The sequence below is a fragment of the Rhodococcus sp. IEGM 1379 genome (assembly GCF_030056815.1).
Lineage (GTDB): Bacteria > Actinomycetota > Actinomycetes > Mycobacteriales > Mycobacteriaceae > Rhodococcus_F.
Window position 1 is genome coordinate 1 of the sequence record NZ_JASHKR010000191.1, and the last position, 728, is coordinate 728.

General features: G+C 62.4%; 1 pseudogene. It reads right to left on the reverse strand.

Features of this window, described 5'->3' with window-relative positions:
- Nucleotides 1-115 precede the first annotated feature (115 nt).
- Nucleotides 116-728 (reverse strand): annotated as a pseudogene (locus QM600_RS29460) (hypothetical protein); the annotation flags it as partial.

The following is a 728-nucleotide window of genomic DNA, read 5'->3' on the forward strand; positions in this document are numbered from 1 at the left end:
GTCACCGGATTCCTCTCGTTCGTTCCAGTCCCGCTCGGCGGGTACCAGACGTTCTATCCGAGAGAATATCCTCCGCGAGACATACGACGCTATGGACGGGCGGGTGATCTAGGACTCAGTCCTCACGGCGGCGGCGACGCCCTGAGCCTTCACCTGAATTTGCGGAACTGAGATTTGCCATGATCTCGGCAACCGTCAGCCCATTGGAATGCGCACCGCTGTCCGCGTCTTCCGGAACAGCACGACGTCGACGACGCGGCTCGTCCGAGGCTTCGGATTCCACCTCTACGACCGGGGCGTCCACGGCAGATTCTTGGACAACAGAGGCCTCTTCGACGACCACTTCTTCAACAACAACTTCTTCAACAACGGGCTCTTCGACAACAGGTACAACAGGTTTTGCTGCTGCCGGGGCGGGGTCCTCGAATACCTCGGCATCGTGAACTTGCCGCGCCTTCTGCGAATTGCCTTTCACCGGAGCCGTTTTCGATCCCGGGTTTTTTGCAAAAGACTCACGCCACGAAGTTTCGGCGAACACGACTGTGGTCTCGGCAGTGACCGGACCGTCGTTGGGCGAAGCGAGGCCACCCACCTGCGGACTCGGCGAAGCCAGGCCACCCACCTGCGGGCTCGGCGAAGCGAGGCCACCCACCTGCGGGCTCGGCGAAGCGAGCCCGCCGCCCTGGGCACTCGGCGATCCGGTGGCATTTTGCCCGGCGCCGGGTACA